Raw genomic sequence first — 19,292 nt, forward strand, 5'->3', positions numbered from 1 at the left:
AGGTCGCGCAAGTCACGCTGATCGCGGCATGGAATAAAACTGCCTTTGAGCAAGCCTGCACGAAGGAGCTTGCAGATCCATGCCGAGTCTTTCTTGTCGGTCTTGTGCCCCGGAACGTACTTGATGTGACGGGCATTGACGACCATTAATGTAAAGCCGCCAGGTTCCAGAATGTTCATTACTGGCTTCCAGTATACGCCGGTACTTTCCATTGCTACATGAGTAACGCCAAGTTCCAATAGCCATTCTTTCAACTGTGTCAAAGATCTCGTTGTCGACTGGAACGTACGGGTCTCTTTTTTGATGTCAGTTCCGCTGACTGTTGCCACTATCTCCTTCTTGTGGACATCAAGACCACAGCCGCGCGATACCACTTCTGAAAAGGAGACTTCTTGCTTCTGATTCGACATATCTAAAGGATTAAAGGGTTTATACTGTGGCAAAGATACAAAAAATCCCTTTTCATTCCCTTTGGCGAAAGACGATCATGTACGTTTCATATAAATATAATTTAGGATTCACTGAATTATTACATTTGCATTTATTCGACTAATTTAAATTAAAATTAAATGTTGTCTAATTAGAGTATAACATACTGCCAGAGTTATCCTCCGGTAGCCTCGAATAAAACTTTCCGCTTGTTTCATCTACTTCAGATCTTAGATATTAAATTAAATGTTATTCTGATTTTAAACTTTCGCAACAAATGTAGGACTTTTTTATTAAAAATAAGCAAAAATTTGAAATATAAATTATTAAAAAAGTTTAATAGGGCTTTTGTAAGTATCACAAATCCATTGGCAGGGTTAATTTAGCGCGTATTTAATCCTGCCAATTAGACGTTTATTTATAAAATATAAATATCCTTTACTCCATTATCGTTCCGAAGGTTCACCATCGAGGTCTGTTTTCTCGGAATTGGTATCACCCTGGTTTTATGTTATTTTTTTTAAAGGTTACCTATATATTAAATCAGGAAATCCACAATCTATTTCTTATCTATAGTTTATCAGCTACTTTGACGAGTTGCTCTCCCAGACCTATAGTATATCCCTGAGAAATGAATACGACACGGTCAAATGTATCAGCAATGATAAACATAGGAAGCTGGGTTGTATTCTGTAGTTTCATTTGGGCTGCAATCTGTTTTCGGATGCTTCCGTCCTTGTCGATACCAAATATCGTCTTCTCAGGAAGATTTCCAAACTCATTCTTCTGGAATTTCCGTGCATCTGCCTCACTTTCAAAGAGAAGTACCAATGGACGACCCCACTTATCAAGTCTGTCCTTCATTTTGGCAATATCATGGAGTGCATGGTTTGTAGGTTCATTACCTACTCCAATAACACCCAGGACATAATAGCCACGTCCTGTCTGACTCAGGACACTTACATCCTTGCCATCTTTCTGGAAAGTAGACTCGCTATTGAAACTACCAATTACTTTAATACCATCAGTAGTCTCACGGATAACCAAATCTACATGAGTAGTCACATCCGGAAGAATGTGGAAGATTGTATTGCGGGCAAGAACACTGCCATCAGCAAGTCTCTGACCAGAAACCAACAGATAAGTACCCTTATCTAAAGGTGTACCATTCTTGAAAGTACCTGCCCAGGAAGTACCACCACCCATATCCACTTGTCCTTCATCGAAGTTCAGTAATTGGGTCTTACCGCCCACAATCTTACTGATTGTAAAATAGCTGTAGTATTTAGGATTATCCAGGTAAGCTGTCGGAGTATAGTTAAGAACAAGAGTACCTGTCTTTGCGGATTGCTGCTTGGCAGAATCAAAATCGACATCTATCCATTGTCCATCCTTTTTATACTGCACCTTTCCTGTAACGACATCCTTCCTGGCCTCTATATTCAGGCTACGGGCTACATCAACAAAGAAGATATCACGACTGCGGCTGTCTGTCAGTCTTGCTTTCCAGACTCCCACAGGTGTCTGAGGAATTTTCATCGCACGCGTATCCGGATTCAGTTTGATATTCGTACAAATCCATTCTATAAGCAGAGAAGGATCTTTCCGGAATCGTCCGGTATCCTTCTTATCGAAAGCCTTCTCAAAGAACTGTTTGAAGGGAGCAATGATGAGTTCGTCTTCTACACGAGGGCAAAGTTGATCACTGCCGGCATTCATGTTATCATCGAGAATAGCCATTGGCATATCGCGAAGGTCCTTGTCGCTCAAGGTACTCAGGAGACTGATGGAACGATCAAGGCGATCAGAATTCTTCTCCACGAAAGCTTCAATGGTCCTCCAGTTGCCACGAGACTTAACGATATAAGGTATTGCTGCAGGATATTTATAACCTTTCAACGTCTCCTCTGTAGGGAAAGTCCTGACATAAGCATTACGTACAGAATCTTCGTAAGCAAAACGACGGTCATTCTCTGCACGCTGCTGTGGAGTTACTGTAGGGATATTTGCTTTCTCTGGAGGAGGTACAATATTCAATTCCTGACCGGTCAATATCGTGTTGGCATCATATTTTAAGGTAATGGTAATCTGTTTATCCTTTCCAAAAGAAGCTTTCGCGTAACCGAATTTACCATTCTTGGATGCCCATACCAGCATATCACCCTTGCCGGCAGAAAGAAAGGTCACACCATTCTTATCTGTATACTTGGATGCTGCTGTATAGAATTCCGCATAATTATAAATCTTGAAATCTACACGAGCGTCGTATACAGGTTTACCTGATTCATCAACAACCTTGAAGTCTGTTCTCGCAGAACTACCATAATTGTCAATCAAATTGATCTCTGTAAAGTTTCCGGTACGGAGCATTACTTCCTCAGGGCCCTGATAATCACCAAAAACCTGCGTATGCATCAGCATAGCACGAGATGCAGGAGCATTAAACCATCCCAGGTTCAGAACAGGTTCCGGCTCACATGCACCCATAAAATACCACTTACCATCAGCCCAGGCTTCTACCCAGGCATGATTGTCATCCGTATGTGCCCAGCGAGGAGTATAAACCTGACGGGCCGGAATGCCCACGGAACGAAGAGCAGCCACTGTAAATGTGCTTTCCTCACCGCAACGTCCTCTACTTGTAAGAACAGACTGTAAAGGAGAAGACGTACGAGCATCAGAAGGTTCGTAAGTTACATGTTCATGACACCAGTGGTTTACCTCGAGTATGGCATCTTTCATTGACATTCCTTTGATACGATCTTTAAGTTCCTTAAAGAATATCGCACGGGAATTGTCAAGCGGTTCATTATTGACACGCATAGGGACGACAAAATGCCGGAACAAAAGTTCCGGAACTGTCTTTCCCCACGGCATCTCCTTATGAGCCTGCAAGGCCAGACGTACATTATTCAAGTGATAAGCCGTGGGATAGTCGGTAGCATCGGCTACAGGCATATAAGCATAGAGAAACTTCAGGGCTTCCTGCTCCTCCTGCGTAGCATTCAGTTCCTTCACATCATAAAAGCTGATACCAATGAGTTTCATCTTAGCATTGAAAGCAGAATCTACTTTCTGTCGATAAGATGTATTGGTGATGAAATGCCGGGCATTTATAGAGAGGCTGACGCCTAACAGCAATAAACTAAAAATTATTTTCCTCATATTACATATCTAATTGTAAAGCAAAAGATTCTTCCTTCATATTTGCGGGGAGGGTAACGGTAACCGTTCCATTTGACTTGAACATCTTAAGGGTCTTGCCTGTACTCAGGAGACGAACACTCCTCGGTACATTAACAGTCCAACTAATGGTCTGAGGGACTTGCTCCCCGTCCTTCAATACATAAATCGCATAAAGATGTTTACCGTCCTTATTGGCTGTAAACCATACATTTCCGTCATTGTAATGCTTTGTGATCGTTGTACCATAAATAGCTTTGCCGTTGGTACGGAGCCATTCACCGATAACCTTCAGACGCAGAACTACTTCCGGCTGTATCAAGCCTTCAGGAGTAGGACCTACACCAAGAACGAGGTTTCCACCCTTAGCCACAATCTCTATAAGGGTATTGATGACTGTAGCAGGAGTCTTCCATTTGGGACGTGGTACCCATCCCCAGTCATTTGACAAGGGAATACAACTTTCCCACGGGAAATCAAGCTGGGTTTCAGGGATAGTCCTTTCAGGAGTCTGATAGTTTTCATAAGGACCATGAACGGTACGATCAACTATAATCAATCCCGGTTGATAATGACGTGCCATGGCAGCAATCTCAGGCATATCTATATCCTGATTATTTTCCTTGCAAACCCATCCGCCGTCTAACCAGAGAATATCCACATTTCCATACCGGCTCAGGATCTCTTCCATCTGGTTGTAGGTATACTTCTTGAAAGCATCCCAACGCCAAGGCCATTTCTTAATATCGTAATTCACATTACGACCATTCTTCGTCGGGTATACATCCCACCAATAATCCTGAGAATGCCAGTCTGGCTTGGAGAAATATTCTCCTGTCATGAATCCCTCGTCACGGAAGGCCTGAAGTACATATTTCAAAACATCGCGCTTAGGATTATCCTTGAAAGCATGCCTGGCAATATTAAAATCGGTATACTTAGAATCAAACATGCAGAAACCATCATGATGCTTGGTTGTGAAAATCATATATTTCATACCGGCATCCTTAAAGACAGAAGCCCACTGAGCCGGATTGAACTTCACAGGATTGAACTTCTCACACAATCCCCAGTACCAATCTTTATACTGCTGGTATGTTCTTGTGGTGTCCCGGGATATCCAATCCTCATCACAGATAGACCAGGATTCAACAATACCGGGAACGGCATAGAGTCCCCAGTGCATCAGGACACCAAACTTCTGATCCTGCCATTTTTTTAATTTCTGGACTACCAATGGATCTGCAGGCCACTGGTAGGCTTTGGATTTTTGATAAACATCACCTTGTGCAAAAACAGGTGACGTAAAAAAAAGAGCTGTCAAGCCACATATAATTTTCTTTATCATTTTTTGAAGAGTATTTATAAATCAGACTGGTTCTTCTCATGATACATACGGACAGGACCATCCAATTGTACAGCCAAAACTGTGATCTCCGGATCAAGTACAGAATCAGGAACCTGGATATACAAATTGCCAGGTACATCACGCCAGTCAGCAGCATTGTAAACATTAAACTTCAGTTGACGGTTGCTTCCTACAACGCGAACATTCTTAATCTTATTCATGACACCATTTACTTCTACCTCTCCATGTGGTTCGTATGGAATATAAAGATACAGGATATCCCCCTTCTCATTAAGTGTAGTATAACCCTGGAATGCTTCAGAATATACGCCTGCCCGAGTAGAATAAACAGCCTCACGATGCTTATTGATCCAACGCCCAAATTCCTTCAGCACATCAACTTCCGGCTGTGGAATAGTTCCATCTTCCCGCGGGCCAATGTCGAGCAGCAGATTTCCACCATTACTCAGGCAATCACAGAACACACGCAACAACTCATACGGGGTCTTGAAAAGAGTATCCTTTGGCTGATATCCCCAGGAATCATTGATAGTCATACACAATTCCCAATATGGATCTTTAGGTTTGAATACCGGTATGCCTACTTCTGGTGTAGCATAATCTCCATAACCCTGAATACGACTGTTTACAATACAGTCTGGATTCGTCTGACGAAGTAATTTGATCATCTCGGGAGCATGCCATTTCTCTGCTGTTTGTTCCCAATCACCATCAAACCACCACAAATCAGGATGGTACTGGGTATTCAGTTCTCGAAGTTGGGCAAAATCGAAATCAACAAACTTCTGCCATCGCTTAAGATCCTGATTATTATCATAGCGTTTCTGTGTACGGGTAAAGTTTGGATAGTCTTTATTTGACCAATCAAGAAGTGAAAAATACAACCCTACTTTCAAACCCTGGCGACGGACTTCACTAACGAAAGGCGTAATCAAATCGCGCCTGGCCGATGTACATTTCACCGTACTCAGTTTTCCTGCCTTGGTATTCCACAAAGCCATACCATCATGATGCTTGGTAGTAAGCACGGTATATTGGGCACCACTTTCCCGAATCAGATCTACCCAGTCTTTGGGATTCCATTTGCTGGCCGTAAAACCTTTAGCCTGGTCCATATAATCTTTATAAGAAATCTGGCCATTATAGAACGACCAACTCTCCGAAATACCTTTCACAGCATAGATCCCCCAATGGATGAAGATTCCCAACTTGGCTTTTTGAAACCATTGCATACGTGACTTCCATGCTATAGAGTCATCAGCTGCTCTCTGCGCATGTACAGGCATGTAACTAAAAGACGCCAGCAATGATAAAGCAATAATTGATTTTAGTTTCATAATTCTATATTTAATATGGTTTTGTAATCCTATGGAATATACTTATCAGATTAACGTATTGACCCAGTATTCATTTCGTATATGCAAAGGAACATATTATATCTCAAAAAACGACTATCAAAGTTTCTCTTTGTATATCTATTTTTCCTATTTCAAGTTTATTAGGATTATTCCTACCTGATTTTAAAGCTTCCCACAACTAAAAATTGCCCTATTATTTCACGACTATCTCATCTGTAAATACCCACCCATTAGCAGGATTGTCGGCTTGTACACGAATATAACGGGCACTTTGCATTGCTCCTTTATATCCTAAAGTCACAAAGTCGAGGTAATGCTTGGTAATATGTTGCTGAGTACTGCTGTATATTTCTGTAAAGTTCTTATTGTCAGAAGATATAGAAATAATCAGATGACGAGGTATATATATGTCCGGGGCTGCATTCTGTATAAACTCCATTTGAACAGAAGTAAAGGTTTTCATCTTACCTAAGTCAACGGTTACATCCATACAATAACCTTTATCACCGATAAATCCTTGCCAATTACTTGCGACATGACTCCAGCCTCCCAGTTTTCCGTCTGTAAGTGTAGTAGCACCTGAGGAAGGATAATGGTCATTCCATGGCGCATTATAAGTAACCTTAGCATTAAGTGCCTTATGCTTTATAGAAGTCAAACTCTCCTTACGTTCTCCTTGCTCCTTGCTCAGATCAAAGGCATTAACACCAGAAGTACGCAACCACGATGTCTCTGCAAGGGCATAATCATGAAATTTGGCATAAGAAGGGCGCATATCACCTTTCAAACCAATCTCCCCTATTGCCAATATACGAGGGTAGATCATAAATTCTGCTCTCTCCGGAGTTTCTACATACTCTGACCAAAGACACGCTTCCAGGCCTTTCACATGTTTTTGTTCCTCCTTTGTAAGATTAGCTTTTGGATTAAAAGAATACATTTTCTTTAATGACAGATAATCCACAGGTCCACTTTTCCTTAATTCCGGCGCATCAGGTGAATGGTTGATGTAGCAATTGGATGTGGGAGCTTGAATCACATTGAATCCCTGACGAATAGCCAACTTGGCATAATCTGAATTCCGCCATACTTCTATAGTCTTAGGATTTCCCTTAATGCACGAAGGAATTGGGTCAAGGTCACAAAGTTCATCCCACCCAATAAGACTTCGTCCATTCGCATTAAGAAAAGAATCGATACGGTCAATGAGATATGTTTGTAGACCAGATACCTTTATAAGATGGAGATCGTTCATTTTCTTCTTACAAAGAGCGCAATGACTCCAAGCTTTCATCTCTGCTTCATCTCCGCCCACATGGATATATTTGGATGGAAAAATATCCATCACTTCTTTGAGAACATTGGTAAGGAATATATAAGTATGTTCATTACCCGGACAAAGATCTGGAGAGTTAATCAAACTTCCAGTACTGTCATCAACACATTTCAGCTCCGGATAGGCAGCAAGGACCTCGTCAGAATGACCAGGCATTTCTATCTCCGGAACAATCGTAATACCCTTACCTGCTGCGTATTTCACCAGATCTTTCATCTGTTCTTGGGTATAATATCCTCCATAGACATGAGGCGCATCTTCACGGGTATAGTCTCGTTTCCCGTTTTCATGCCATTTATCCCAGTTTGACTCAGGCCGCCATGCGGCCAATTCCGTCAATCGTGGGTAAGCATGGATCTGAAGTCGCCAACCTCCGTTATCCGTAAGATGTAAATGCAAGACATTAATACCATATTTAGACAAATAATTGATCTGCTTTTTCAGAGACTCATAAGGCATGAAATGTCTTGAGACATCTATCATTAATCCCCTCCATTCATAAGCAGGCTGGGATTCTTTCTTCGCAGCGCTAACGGGTAACGCATTCAACAAAGCCAGAAAAACATTACCTAACAAAAAATAAAACTTTAACTTTCTCATATCTTAGGCTTTTATGAAGATATATCCCAAAGATAATATTAAAAAGGATATACGATATAAACCATCGTACACTTCTTAATATATCCCCTGATAAGATTATTTCTTTAACTTTTATCCTGTCCATAAATGCTTGGCATGCTGATCTCACTCCAAGTATCCTTCGTCTGATAATAATCAAAATAGTCATTATCAGTAAGAGAAGGGTGTGTCACTTCACTTTTGACACACTCTCATGATATGTTTTTATAATGCTTATTCATGAAGGAGCCACTTGATGGCCTTCTCCTTTGTCTGATCATAAGAACTCAGACGAGGCATATAGCCCAGTCCTGCATTCTTCTTGTAGATAACAGAGCGGGCATGTTTTTTCTCATTATGACGATAGAAATCATTATACCATTTCCATGTCTTTGTGGTATCCGCATTGACAGCCATATAACTGCCACGGGCATCATCTACATAATTCTGGAGATCAGCCTTAGCATCATCACTCAGAGATTCCGGTTCCAGACTGAGGTTACACAACAGATGATAATGATCAAAGTTACCGTTGACATAAGTATCCCCGGCGTGATATTCAGTAACATCAAATCCAAATTCCTTTCCAAGTGAGGTGATGTACCGGACATCATTGTTTTCATTACCATCAGTCATCAGCAAGACATGCTTCAAAGGTACAGAACCTTTCATATTCTTCATCAGAGAGAGATAGACCGTACTCATCAGATCCAACTGAGCATTATCTTCAGTTGTTTCCCAATACATGCCCCCCAACAGATCCTGATCCAATATATACTGACACTTAGCTGCGATAGAGCGTGGATTTTCTGCTCCCCATACCAATTGACCGGACCAGTCGACAAGGTAAGGAACCTCGCCAATACTATCCCAACGCTCTTCATAAAGACCACCGGTATAGCCTGTCCTCATAAACTTATCAAGGATGGTATTGCTATGGTCACCTCTTCCATAGAGGGGCATACCCAGACAAAGTTTATTCTTAGGAACACCTGCAGCAATATGAGCCTGCACAGCTTCACTGACCGTAATCTTTCCAGAAAGAGGAGAACGGAACAATGTGGTATGATGCTGTGGGGAATCAGCTACATCATAAGCCATGATATTGATGAAGTCCATATACTTGATGCAAGAGCGAAAGTCTATATACTTGGCATAAGCAATGGTAGCCGCTGTGAGCAACTTCTTAGAACCCAGAACCTTTCTGAGATCACGCATCAAAAGTGTAAAGTTCTTGGTATCTTCCGGAGAACTGGAAATACCGGACTCGCTACTTGTCGGATATTCCCAGTCGATATCGATACCATCCAAGCCATATTCTTTTACAATACGACCACAATCCTTGGCAAAAGACATACGATACTTAGGGTTAGCAGCCATTTCAGAAAAATTACCACTCGTCCAACCGCCCACTGAAAGTTGGATCTTCAATTTAGGATTCTTCTCCTTTAAAGCTACAACTTGTCTTAAGAAGGGTTCATTCTGAATATCGCAACCATCAAAGGTTTTATTTACATGACCAAAAGCATAATTAATATTAGTCATGAGCGTTGGATCCGGTAAACGAAGATCAGGCCAAGAACTGACATAAGCCACCACGAGTTTCTGCTTTTGCTGAGCAGGAATCGGCAAAGATGCAGTTGATAACAGACAGACAATTAACAGAAATAGATTTAATTTTTTCATTAAGCAATTAAATAGGATCAATCTAAGTTTTACGATGTAAAGATAAAATAATATTGAGATAACAGATACTTCCTACAAAAAAATAAGAGAGTCCAGAAAAATGCCTGATTCTCTTATTTTTATGTTAGATGATTCTACTTATTCTGCATCCCACCATACACGAGAATAGAAAGTATCACCATTAGTCATACGACCTACAGCTGCATTATAGTTGGTTGCGTTAACCTGTGATTCTGATGTCGGATAACGGAAGCGGCGAGGAATACTATAACCGTCACTAGCTGTTGCACATTCACCATCCAATTTTGCCATAGGAGCAGGAGCCAGAACAGGATAGCCAGAACGGCGCCAGTTGGAGAACACCTCATAAGGATCACCGAAACTGTTTATATAGTACTGAGTGTTGATCTGCTCCAACGCTTTACTATCATCAAAAGGATTAGCAGCCAGATAAGCAGCTGCTGCTGCATCTGCCCCATTAGGAAAGGCAACGGAAATAGCAGATGAAGCATTAGGAAATTGGCTATACTGCTCAAAAGCTGCTTTGACACCAGCATCATAATAAGCCTTGGCACTACCGGAAATATATCCTCTATAGACAGCCTCAGCCAACAAGAATTCTGTCTGGGCGTAAGTTACAATAAATGTAGTACCCGTCGGATCTGCATAAGTACAGCGGTTTGGAGAAGAGTAGTATCTGCCATAGTTGGCCAGATAAGCAGAGTCATTAAAAGCTTTGTCTACCTTTCCCACAAAATACTGACTGTTTTCTACAATGTTATAACCACCTGAAGGTAAACCTTTCTGAGAAGCGAAAGTCATATCACCATAATCATGTGATGTCCATACGCCACCAGTATTACTCTGGATATCAGTATACTGCTTACCGTCTTTAGAAGGAGCGATGGTACCAATCAAAGAGATACGAGGATCATTGGTCCCCTTTAACATATTAACAAAGGCATCAGTCAGATAGAACTCTCTATCTTCATGGGCATGAATCTTAGCAAAAGGTTCTGAAGAGTCATTAGATGTCGTACCACCACTATGAGCTAATTTGCAGTTGTCACTATTAGATGTCATCAAGCCATTGGCAAGAGCCTTGACTGCATATTCCTTTGCAGTAGCTTGATCTACCTTTACCAGGCGCATAGCCAGACGCAACATTAAAGAATTGGCAAACTTCTTCCACGAAGCAGCATCTCCATTATAATAAAGATCCTGATTGCCCATCTTTGCCGTTCCGCTGCCCAAATTGGCCTGAGCGGAATCCAGTTCTGCCAACATGCTCTTATAGATACTTTCCTGGGAATCATATACCGGATACGGGTATTTAGCAGGGCGCCCTGCCTGACTATAAGGAATATCACCATAAAGGTCTGTCATCTTGCTGAATGCATAGACACGCATTACCCGGGCTATATTATAGTCAATTTTCATATCAGCATTATCAGCCCACTTATCATAACAGGTAGTCACATCACGCATGGCGCCACGATCACCGTCAAAGGTATCCCAGTAAGATTTGGAATAATCATTACTCCACTCATAACGGGTATAATATGGCCACCAGTCGAGAGAAACCAACTGTTGCGTAAATTGCTCACAATAGATACAGCCTGTGCGCCACATATCCCAGTCAGAACCTAAGGCTTGATGTTGTGCATTGGAGAATACCATTGCATAAGGGACATTATCTTCATTAATACTCTCTGGATTTACGTTTGTGTCGCCAAAGTCACTGCAACCAGCCAAACCCAACGCGAGAACTGAAGCTAAAGCTAAATATTTATATGTTTTCATTTTATTTGTTTTTTTAATCGTCAGAACTTAATATTAAGGTTAAAACCTACACTGCGTGTTGTTGGATAACCGTTCAATTCCAGACCTTGTGCATTGGAATTATTGATAGCAGATTCTGGATCAATATTAGGAGTATGCTTAAGGATCGTCCAAAGATTACGGCCTACGAGAGAAAGGGAAAGTCCCTTGACAAAACCAAGATGAGACAACATGCTCTTCGGGAATGTATAACCGAAAGAAAGTTCGCGTAATTTGATAAAATCAGCACTGTAAACAAATTCTTCAGCGATGTTAGCATCACAAACCGCACGATAGTAATCCTGCGAAGTTACCGTTACTGTATTGGCCTTACCTGTAGCTTCATCTATACCGGCAGCAGTAATGGATCCAGCAGGGTTGCTTGCAGTTCTTCCTGTAAGCGTATTCTTGTGCATACCATAGTAGTAAAGTTCATAGTTGGTACCAGAGAAGAGTTTAGCACCAAACTTAAAGTCAAGTAACATACTAAGGTTAAATCCCTTGTAAGAAAGGGTATTACGCCAACCGCCAGTCCACTTATAGACAGCATTACCGAGAACTTTCTGGTCGCCTGCCTGAGGAAGTCCATTCTTCAGTAGTAACTCACCATTTGAATTCCTTTTATAAGTATTACCGATGATTTCTGCATACGGCATACCAACTACCTGATAAACGGTCACATTACCATTACGTGAAGTACCGCCTGATACGGAGATGCGTTTAGTGTCAGAGCCAACATTCAGTACCTTGCTGCTATTGTTTGCAATATTGAAAGTAGAATTCCATGAGAAATTATTATTACGGATAGGATAACCATCAACCATGAATTCAAAACCACTATTTCTGATCTCTCCGATATTCATATAGGCTGAACCATAACCGGAAGCTGAAGAAGTAGATACTGGCAGGATATCATCAGTTGTCTTCTTATAGTAATAATCCATATCGAAATTCAATCTGCTCTGGAAGAAAGAGAGATTCATACCTACTTCAAACTCAGAGATATGAACAGGTTTCAAATCAGCATTAGGATAAGCATTATCGTTATTCTGAGTAGCTGTCTGTACACCATTAACTGTGAAAGAATTCAACTTGTAATACATCAACGTCTGATAAGCACTCGTACCGTTAGATGCAAAAGCATAACCTAAACGAAGTTTACCGAAATCAAACCAATTTGGCAATGCCTTGCGGAAACTGTCTGTAAATACCCAGGATAAAGTAGCTGATGGATAGAAGTAACTGTTATTGTCAGGTGACAAAGTAGAGAACCAGTCATTACGTCCGGTAACATTCAAGAATACTTGATTTTTCCAACCAAGATCGAATGTTCCATATAGGGAATTGACACGATAGCGGACAAAAGATTTATAGGGTTTCTGTCCGGAAGCTGTAATATTATTTACAGACCAGAGTCCGTCAATAGTGAAAGGACGTCCTCCATTGGAAGTATAAAAATACTTCGTTTCATTATACATCTTATTTCCACCAAAAGAAGCACCGACACTCCAATCTCCGAACTCCTTATTGAAATTCAAAAGGAAGTTGTAGTTGGTTTCATGGAAATTCTTTTCATATTCAGTCAACCAACCTGATGGATCAGCTGCTGCCCCTTTAGGCTGAACCTGCCTGAACTCAATATTGTAACCATCTCGTTGAACTGCTCCCTGTAAATACAACCAGGAAGTGATATCCCATTTCATTGTTAATGATCCGGTAAGACGATTACGGTCCATGTCATTAGTTTTGCGATACTGAAGCCAATAAGGGTTATTGAAATAAACGTTAGTACCACCAATCATTTCACTACCGTCAGCATTTGTACCCCAGCCGGCAGAAGTACCTTTCAACCAACGGACATCAAAAGAATTACCTCTATATAGTAATGATGCATTTGTATTACCATTACCATCAGAAAGGTTTGAACGTCCATTGGACTTATCCTCTGTATAGTTAGCTGTTACAATAGCCGAAAGATTCTTAAAGATCTTATAAGTGGTATTTGTATTAAAACCTAACTGATGAGTACCTGCACCTGGAAGGATACTCTTTTCCTTATTATAGTAAACGCCAAGACGATAAGTGATGTCCTTGTCAGAACCAGAAACAGCTACAGAGGTATTGGTAGTTACACCTGTATTATAGAAATTCTTCCAGTTGTTAATATAAGAATATTTATAGGTATTCCCCAAGAAGTTTGTAGCATCACTACCATCCAGATAACCACCCCAACTGTTACTTTCTCCAGCTTTTGCAGCATTTATAGAAGTTGGTTTCTGTCCTTCCAATCCAAGTCCAAACTCTTTCTGCCAATCCCGATAATCGTAGATGTTATTGAAAGTAAGGTTCTCATTCACATCTACGCTGACAGGCTGTCCCTTATGACCACTCTTTGTAGTAATCAAGATGGCACCGTTACCACCACGGAAACCATAAAGTGCAGAAGCGGCTGCGCCTTTCAGAACCTGTATACTTTCGATATCATCAGCATTAATATTACTTAAACCATCTCCCATATCAGAGCCGCCCCATTGACCGGCCGATCCCTGATTGGAATTATCAAAGGGTACACCATCGATAACATAAAGAGGTTGATTATTACCGGAAATAGAGGAATTGCCACGAATGACAACACGAGAAGATCCCATACTTCCAGTAGCATTACCTGCTACACTGACACCAGCGACCTTACCGGAAAGTGCATTACCGATATTCGGGTCACGAGCCATAGTAAATTCATCACCATCTACCTTTGTCGTAGAATAACCAAGGGAACGAGCCTGACGCTTAATACCTAAGGCCGTTACGACAACTTCATCAATAGCAGTAGACTCTTCCTGCATCTTTACAGGTACACTTGCTCTTCCACGAACTGGAACAACCTGTGTCTTAAAACCGACATAAGAGATCTCCAGCTTTGCAGCAGACGGAACATCGATAGAATAATTACCATCAACATTGGTAACTACCCCATTAGTTGATCCCTGTTGCTTTACAGTTGCACCGATTACGGGTTCGCCCGAAGCATCCGTAACTGTACCTTTAACTGTAATACCTTGTGCAAAGATTGTTGTTGCAAATAACATGCAGACAGCAACCATAAATGCTCGTAATAAGCACACAAAATGATATTTTCTTTTCATCGTCTTTTTATTTAGGTTTGTTTAGGAACAATAACGAACTTCAAATAATAGCGTTATCACTCATCTGATGATTCTTCTAATTTTAGTTTAAGGTTACTATAACAGAGAGATGACCTGACAGTGTCATAAACTGCTATTTCCGTGAAGGTCGTCTTCTTGATTTATAAATTCTCGCTGTAAGTTACTGCACATTGTGACTGTAACATCAACAAACAGCAAGAAAAATAATATCTATACTTTGTGAATATATAATAGATTAAAATAGTTAATTATTTCCAATCTTGTTCAGTACTATCGGACGGGAACTACGGCTCTTGCCGAAATTCTTGTTCGGCTTCTTTCCCATGACAAACTTCAGGGTACTGCCCTTGATGATATCATCATAGGTGATGTAGGTCTTACTGTATGGCTTGCCGTTCAGGTAGGCCTTTTCGATGTATTTGTTCTCAGCACTGTTTCCCACGGCCTCCATCGTAAATATCCTGCCGCCGCGGACCTTCACCTCTGCCCTGTTCAGCACGGGACTGCCGAATACAAACACCCCGTCACAGGGATTCACCTGATAGAGTCCCATGGCTGAAAGGACATACCATGCTGACATCTGCCCGCAGTCTTCATTACCGATGACTCCGTCCGGCTGGTCCGTATAGAAATTATCCATCACATAACGCACCTTCTCGGCCGTCTTCCACTGCTCACCGGCGTATGCATAAAGGTAAGCAATATGATGGCTCGGCTCATTCCCATGGGCATACTGGCCGATCAGACCGGTGATATCGCTCTGGGCTTTCGGGCCCATACTGTCATGATTAGAGAACAACTGGTTCAGTTTTTTGGTAAATGGCTTGTCACCTCCGAACAATTTAATCAATCCGTAGGGATCCTGAGGAGCAAAGAACGTGTACTGCCAGCCGTTACCTTCCGTAAAGTCCCGGACTCCAGCCGTTGCCGGATGATATGGAGTCTTCCAGGAACCGTCTGAGAGTCTGGGACACATAAAATCTATTGAAGAATTGAAGTAGTTCTTATAATAACCGGCCCGTTTTGCAAAGACACCTGCATCGGCTGTCTTTCCCATCCTGAGGGCCATCGCTGCAATACCCCAGTCATCCACGGCATATTCCATCGCCTTCGATACGGACTCCCCTACCTTGTCGGCCGGAATAAAGCCGTCTTTCATCACATAGGGTACTCCGTCCTGATCCTGATTGGTTGCCGTTGCCTTCATCGCCTCAAAGGCATCCTCTGCATTGAAGCCTGTAAAGCCTTTCAGATAGGCATCTGCGATTACGGGTACAGAGCTGTAGCCCGGCATGCAGTTGGTCTCTCCGTTCCATAACGGCCAGATCGGAAGCTTGTCCTGCTGGCGGTAAATGGAAAGCATCGAGTTGACCAGATGGGGGACCATTTCCGGTTGCACCACCGTCATCAGGGGATTCCACGCGCGGTAGGTGTCCCACAGGGACAAAGTTGTATAGTTCGACTTCGACGGATCCGTATAGATCATGTCATCCATACCACGGTACTGGCCGTTGACATCACAATATAAGGAGGGATCGATCATGGTATGATAAAGGGACGTATAGAAGATACGGCGGCCACGGGCATTGAGGGCCTGAGCCTTCACCCTGCCCAACCGGGCATTCCACTCTGCTCTGGCGGCATCCTCTGTCTGCCCGAAGTTCCAACCGGACAGCTCGGCCTGCATGTTCTCCCTGGCATTGTCAATGCTGACCGATGACAGGGCGACTTTCAGGAGGACCTGGCTTGACCGGCCGAAATCGAGGATGCACTTCACAGACTTCGCCTTCAGCTGGAGGCGGTCTGTCGGGGTATTGTCATCGAAGAGCGTGGATTTCTGTATCTTCGTATTGCTCTTCAGGACAAAATAGACCTTACGGTCGGGGCTCCAGCCATGGTCATAGCGGTAGCCTTCTATGGTATAGTCGTCTACCTTACGGGCATAGCAGCTGTAGGCAACGTCGCTGGTACCTTCATGAAGGTCTATCAGTACATAGGAGGGCTTCCCAGCGGGATAGGTATAACGGTGAAAACCTACGCGCGCCGTCGCGGTCAGCTCTGCACGGATCTGGTACTTGTCCAGAAGCACTGAATAGTAATAGGGACTGACCACCTCATTCTTATGGGAATAGGTGGAGGCATAGCCGTTACTGATATCATCCTGTTCTCCCCGCCGGGTATGGATCTCATTCATCGGCATAAGCAGGATGTCGCCCAGGTCACTGCAGCCTGTCCCGCTCAGGTGGGTATGGGAAAAGCCGATCAGGATGTTGTCGGAATAATGGTAGCCGGAGCACCAGTCCCATCCTTTATATATATTGCTTGGCCCCAATTGGACCATTCCGTAGGGTACGCTCGCACCAACGAATACATGGCCGTGGCCTCCCGAGCCGATGTAAGGATCTACATACTGGACATCATCCGATGACGGTACAACCGCAGACTGTTGTCTGGCATAGCCTGTCGTAAAGACTAAAAGACAATAAGTTAAAAGAATTAATCTCATCTTTTTCTTCATAGATAATAAATTTATAATTTTCATAAACTTTTTATTTTTCTATCAGGATGGAACATCCTTGTCCTGCCAATGAATAGCCAAGATATTGACCCATAAAAATGAGTTCAGCCAATGCTCCACGCATTCCATCATTTTACAGGACAAGTGATCTATGATCATTTCCAGCCTGGATTCTGAGTCAAAGAAGGATTTCTCTGCATTTCCGTCATCGGAACAGGCATTAACAAGGCAAATTCAGGAATAGCTCCCGGCTTTGTAAAGCCCTCCGGCTTGTTCTGAATAATGGCAGTAGTAATCGGCACCCAATTCAACTTACCGGAGATAGAACTTGACTCAGGATAGAGATGAGTACGGCGAATATCATCCCAAATTCTAAATTCAAGGGGCATCTCGTGTAAGCGCTCTGTAAGAATATCCTGGATAAGATCATCTCCGGAAGCATTATCATCTGATAAACCAGCCCGCTTGCGAACCTGATTGAGATAAAGACGAGCTTCAACTTCATTGCCTGTACGCGCATAGCCTTCTGCTGCAATCAACAGGACCTCAGAGTAGCGCATCATCGGAACATTCAGATCACCGTCATGCCCATTTTTAAGTGCAGACTCATCAAACCATAACCAGTTGCCCACATTATTTAACGTATGGGTAAGACTTGTATTATCAGTATAATACCTGAAAAAGAATTGTTTTTCATGACCGCGAATATCATTTGAAGCATAACTATTGATAATCATGTCACAAGGAAGATAGGCATTATAAAGCACATCTCCTGCAGGATGGAACACAGACGAACCATTAGCGTCTTTCCACTGAAACGCATCTGTACCAATTGAACGACAAGCATAAGAATTACCTACGCCTAAATCCGTATAATTGTATTCCTTTGCATAAATAATCTCATCAGAAGACTTTGTTGTCTTAATCACGTTGAATGCCGATTTCAGATCATCACTGCTTCCACCAGCTTGCTCTAAATGGGCCGATCCACCATCAATTACCTGCTGCGCCATAGCAGCAGCTTTTGCATAATCGGTGGTGCCACCATTTAAGGGATAGCCGGCTCTTTGCAAATATACCTGAGCTAAAAGAGTTTGTGCCATGGCTTTAGTCACCCTGCATCCATTTTTATAAAAAGAGACATTAGGAAGTTCATCTCCACTGACTATACTCGTAAGATCCTTCACTATACTGTCATAAACTTCCTTGGCAGGTACACGAGGGGTAGACATTCCACTTATTGACGTAAATGGCTTATCTATATAAGGGACATCTCCAAATTCTTTGACCAGATAATAATAATTATAAGCACGGAAGAACTTAGCCTGAGCCACATCATTAGCAATCGTAGACTGGCTGAGGACACTCGTCATACGGGGAATATTAGCCAACACAAAATTAGCACGTGATATACCCTTATAAAACTCATGCCAAAGTTTAAAGGAGGGACTTTCCGTTCCATTCGCAAACGCTTCAAGAGTAAACGTACAACCTTCTGAAGCAGTTGTCAAAGATCTATCTTTACGCTTATCTACATAGAGCCCCGAGATGACACCTCCCCACATCGTTGCTTTAGGAGTCCAGCCGCCATCAACGTCTGTATTATTCAAATAGGGCACACCACCATAATATAAAGCATTAACTCCGGATTCAGCATCCGCTTCTGTCTTCCAGAATTTATCAGCTACCTTCTCATCTTTAGGATTTTCATCCAAAAAACCATTGCATGAAGAAACCACGGCAATTAACGAAAGCAAACCGAGAGCTAATATATATTTAGACTTTTTCATATTCTTATGAATTAACAGGT

At 42.2% G+C, this 19,292-nt stretch carries 10 protein-coding genes; all 10 read right to left on the bottom strand.

The features are described 5' to 3' along the window. On the bottom strand, window positions 1–410 hold a 410-nt coding region (locus NG821_RS02555), incomplete at its 3' end, for an IS110 family transposase (protein WP_252760097.1). A 589-nt stretch (window positions 411–999) separates the two neighbouring features. Next, a complete protein-coding gene (locus tag NG821_RS02560; protein WP_252760098.1) occupies window positions 1,000–3,594 on the bottom strand; it encodes a transglutaminase-like domain-containing protein in 2,595 nt (864 codons plus the stop codon). Window position 3,595: 1 nt separating this feature from the next. Next, window positions 3,596–4,960, bottom strand: coding sequence for an alpha-L-fucosidase (locus NG821_RS02565; RefSeq protein WP_252760099.1), 1,365 nt, complete (start codon window positions 4,958–4,960; stop codon window positions 3,596–3,598). Window positions 4,961–4,974: 14 nt separating this feature from the next. Then, the gene (locus NG821_RS02570) at window positions 4,975–6,318 is read right to left on the bottom strand and encodes an alpha-L-fucosidase (RefSeq protein ID WP_252760100.1); all 1,344 of its coding nucleotides are present in this window, start codon (window positions 6,316–6,318) and stop codon (window positions 4,975–4,977) included. A 214-nt stretch (window positions 6,319–6,532) separates the two neighbouring features. Continuing rightward, complete coding sequence (locus NG821_RS02575; RefSeq protein ID WP_252760101.1) at window positions 6,533–8,275, bottom strand: glycoside hydrolase family 20 protein; 1,743 nt, start codon at window positions 8,273–8,275, stop codon at window positions 6,533–6,535. Window positions 8,276–8,527: 252 nt separating this feature from the next. Beyond that, window positions 8,528–9,979, bottom strand: a complete 1,452-nt coding sequence (locus tag NG821_RS02580) for a glycoside hydrolase family 18 protein (RefSeq protein WP_252760102.1) — start codon at window positions 9,977–9,979, stop codon at window positions 8,528–8,530. A gap of 138 nt (window positions 9,980–10,117) precedes the next feature. Continuing rightward, window positions 10,118–11,782 carry a SusD/RagB family nutrient-binding outer membrane lipoprotein gene (locus NG821_RS02585; RefSeq protein ID WP_252760103.1) on the bottom strand — a complete coding sequence of 555 codons (1,665 nt, stop codon included), beginning with the start codon at window positions 11,780–11,782 and terminating at the stop codon, window positions 10,118–10,120. Between the two features lie 20 nt (window positions 11,783–11,802). Then, entirely contained in the window at window positions 11,803–14,943 is a 3,141-nt protein-coding gene (locus NG821_RS02590; RefSeq protein WP_252760104.1) for a SusC/RagA family TonB-linked outer membrane protein, read from the bottom strand. Between the two features lie 265 nt (window positions 14,944–15,208). After that, window positions 15,209–17,482, bottom strand: coding sequence for a GH92 family glycosyl hydrolase (locus tag NG821_RS02595; RefSeq protein ID WP_252760105.1), 2,274 nt, complete (start codon window positions 17,480–17,482; stop codon window positions 15,209–15,211). 155 nt (window positions 17,483–17,637) lie between these two features. Beyond that, window positions 17,638–19,272 carry a RagB/SusD family nutrient uptake outer membrane protein gene (locus NG821_RS02600; protein ID WP_252760106.1) on the bottom strand — a complete coding sequence of 545 codons (1,635 nt, stop codon included), beginning with the start codon at window positions 19,270–19,272 and terminating at the stop codon, window positions 17,638–17,640. Between the last annotated feature and the right edge of the window lie 20 nt (window positions 19,273–19,292).

The organism is Segatella cerevisiae, from assembly GCF_024054555.1.
Classification (GTDB): Bacteria; Bacteroidota; Bacteroidia; order Bacteroidales; family Bacteroidaceae; genus Prevotella; species Prevotella cerevisiae.

Excerpts from the sequence above, each read along its gene's own strand:
- NG821_RS02560 (WP_252760098.1), bottom strand. The coding sequence starts at position 3,594 with ATGAGGAAAATAATTTTTAGTTTATTGCTGTTAGGCGTCAGCCTCTCT.
- NG821_RS02565 (WP_252760099.1), bottom strand. The coding sequence starts at position 4,960 with ATGATAAAGAAAATTATATGTGGCTTGACAGCTCTTTTTTTTACGTCA.
- NG821_RS02570 (WP_252760100.1), bottom strand. The coding sequence starts at position 6,318 with ATGAAACTAAAATCAATTATTGCTTTATCATTGCTGGCGTCTTTTAGT.
- NG821_RS02575 (WP_252760101.1), bottom strand. The coding sequence starts at position 8,275 with ATGAGAAAGTTAAAGTTTTATTTTTTGTTAGGTAATGTTTTTCTGGCT.
- NG821_RS02580 (WP_252760102.1), bottom strand. The coding sequence starts at position 9,979 with ATGAAAAAATTAAATCTATTTCTGTTAATTGTCTGTCTGTTATCAACT.
- NG821_RS02585 (WP_252760103.1), bottom strand. The coding sequence starts at position 11,782 with ATGAAAACATATAAATATTTAGCTTTAGCTTCAGTTCTCGCGTTGGGT.
- NG821_RS02590 (WP_252760104.1), bottom strand. The coding sequence starts at position 14,943 with ATGAAAAGAAAATATCATTTTGTGTGCTTATTACGAGCATTTATGGTT.
- NG821_RS02595 (WP_252760105.1), bottom strand. The coding sequence starts at position 17,482 with ATGAAGAAAAAGATGAGATTAATTCTTTTAACTTATTGTCTTTTAGTC.
- NG821_RS02600 (WP_252760106.1), bottom strand. The coding sequence starts at position 19,272 with ATGAAAAAGTCTAAATATATATTAGCTCTCGGTTTGCTTTCGTTAATT.